Here is a 2,406-nt window from a genome sequence, read left to right as displayed (position 1 = left end):
GTTCGGGGAGGAACAGCTCATCGACTGGGTCGGCCGCGTCGAGCACTCGCAGGACGGGGTGCGGCATGGTGCGTGCGCTCTCCCACGTCCTGGAGGCGAAGCGGGGCGGGCGCACGAGCGATGACGCCACCCTGTTCCTGATCGAGTGGCACTGAGACATCAGCGCCCCGCCGCGGCTCTCGTGACCGGCCGGGTCGGCCGGGTGCGGACGGAGTACCGTGGGGATACCGGGGCGGCCCGAGCCGCCGTTCCCCAGGGGCCGGCCCTCGCTCAGCGGCCCCGGCCCGTGCCCGCGGACAGGGGGCGAACCATGTCGGACGAAGCCGGTGCTTCGCGCTACGGGTTTCTGCCGGAGCGGTTCCGGCAGGATGCGAAGCCGGGGACGGTCCTGTTGCGCCTGGAGACCACACGGTCGCGCGAGGGTGTGCTCGACGGCGCCTGGTGGCCGCGTTCCCGGGACGTCGGCGGCGAGCTACCCGGTCTGGTCCACGCGTTGACCGAGCACCTCGGCCCCGTGGCGAGGGTCGGTCTGGACGCGGACGCCTGGGACGACGTCCCGGCCAGCCTGGTCGTCGACGGTCGGTCGGTGCACATCGACCGGTACCCGGTCGGCGACGACACGGTGATCATCACCCGGGGCGACCGCGATCACTTCAGCCTGCTCGTCGTCCCCCCGCAGGCGAGCCAGGAGGCGGCTCTGGCCGCGATGGCCCGCGCGGTCGAGGTCGGCGGTACCGACTCGGCCCGGCGGATCCTCATCGCCACCGGCATCGGCTCCGAGCCGCCGGCCGGAGCGACCTGAGAGGACCGGCCTCCCGGGCCGGGCTCCTCGGACAGACAGGAAAGACGGGACGTGGAGATGTCCGTCTACGTGAAACTCTCAGCCGAGGCCCGGGCACCGGCAGAGCCGTCGAAGGGGCCGTTGGACTTGCAGTACGAGGACGGTGCGGACGACGGCGTCACCTTCGAGTACGACCTGCACCCGAGCGGCGCGCTGCGCGTTCTGCGGGTCTTCGAGGACACTCCGCACCGGATCGAGACGTGTTTCAGTCCCGGAGCATGGCTCCAGGTCGCGGGCACCTACCTGCGAAGCGGCTCCGAGTACTGACGGTGCGGCCGGCGTTCTTCGACAGTTGATCGAGGGCCGGCCGGCGATTCGGAATGCTCTCGGAGCCGGGCCCGGTGGCGGGCCTCCAGCCCAAGACCCTCTGGGCCGTTTCGCCGACAGGCCCTCTCCGGAGGAACCCGGCTCGGCCCCGTGGTCGCGCCCTCCGGCAGCGGCGTATCGAGCGTGGTAGTCAACGTGTATGCCGATGGAGCCCGCCAGTGCTGGAGACCGGCCGTCTGTGTTCGGACGGCTGCGGCGGGTGGTCCGCCGGTCGCCGGCCGGACGTGGCTGGCTGCGGGGCGGCGATTTGCAGTTGTCCCAGCGGTCGCTGGGTTTCGCGGCGCTCGGGTTCCTCACCCTGGTTCCGCTGCTGATCGTGGTCTCCGCAGCCGATCCCAACCGTGGGCGGGGGTTCGCGCAGTGGCTGGGGGATGGGCTCGGCGTGTCGCTGGCTTCCAGACAGGAGGTCGAGCAGCTCTTCGGGCGGCCCGGCCAGGCGTTTCAAACAACGACGGCCTTCGGCCTCGCAGCCCTGGCGGTGTTCGGCCTGTCGTTCGGAGCCGCGGTGCAGAGCGGTTACGAGAAGGCCTGGGGTCTACCGTCGGCCCGCTGGTGGGCCCGGTGGCGGCACGTGCTGTGGCTCGCCGTCCTCATCGGATTCCTCTTCCTGTCCGCCACCAGCAGGCTCTGGCGCCGGTCCCCGGCCGGCGGGCTCGTGGCGGTGCTGGGCGCGGTCCTGTTCGTCTGGTGGTCGCAACGGCTGCTGCTCGGCGGGCGGGTGCGGTGGCGTGCCCTGCTGCCGGGGGCCGTGGTGACCGTGGCCGGACTGCTCGGGCTGCGGCTCTTCTCCCGGCTCGTCTTCTCGCCGCTGATCGCGTCCAACACGGTCACCTACGGCCCGTTCGGGACCGTTCTGGTCATCCAGTCATGGCTCGTCGGCGTGGGAGTCGTCGTCTTCGGCGGCGCAATGATCGGCCGATTGCTCCATGAAGAACTCTCACGCATGAGACGTGCGCTGAGGCGGCGGAAGTGAGACGCGACTCGGCATCGTGGCCGTTCCGTGAGCGAGGCCCACTTGTTTCCTGCCGGCGCTGAAGGGCGGAAGCACGACCGGCCCGTCTTGATCGTGATCAAGAAGTGCCCCGCATCGCGTCCAACCGGACCCGCCGGTGACATCGCCCCGGAGAGGACGTGTCGCGCCGGCGGGCAAGGCAGCACTCGATCTCGGTACCCGGTGGCTCTCGAACGGCCTGCCCAGAACCGCTGGCGCGACAGGCAGGCCGGGCCGCAGTGCGGGC

3 protein-coding genes are annotated in these 2,406 nt (G+C 71.3%); all 3 read left to right on the top strand.

Going from position 1 to position 2,406, the window contains the following annotated elements; translation table 11 throughout:
- The first annotated feature begins 310 nt into the window (after positions 1–310).
- Complete coding sequence (locus tag AB0442_RS42205; protein WP_366168809.1) at positions 311–802, top strand: DUF5994 family protein; 492 nt, start codon at positions 311–313, stop codon at positions 800–802.
- A 126-nt stretch (positions 803–928) separates the two neighbouring features.
- Complete coding sequence (locus tag AB0442_RS42200) at positions 929–1,108, top strand: hypothetical protein (protein WP_366168808.1); 180 nt, start codon at positions 929–931, stop codon at positions 1,106–1,108.
- A gap of 199 nt (positions 1,109–1,307) precedes the next feature.
- The gene (locus AB0442_RS42195; protein WP_366168807.1) at positions 1,308–2,141 is read left to right on the top strand and encodes a YhjD/YihY/BrkB family envelope integrity protein; all 834 of its coding nucleotides are present in this window, start codon (positions 1,308–1,310) and stop codon (positions 2,139–2,141) included.
- Positions 2,142–2,406 lie beyond the last annotated feature (265 nt).

The sequence above is a fragment of the Kitasatospora sp. NPDC085895 genome (assembly GCF_040702125.1).
Classification (GTDB): domain Bacteria; phylum Actinomycetota; class Actinomycetes; order Streptomycetales; family Streptomycetaceae; genus Kitasatospora; species Kitasatospora arboriphila.
The sequence above is the reverse complement of the archived record's forward strand: the minus strand, read 5'-3'. Positions and strand labels throughout refer to the sequence as shown.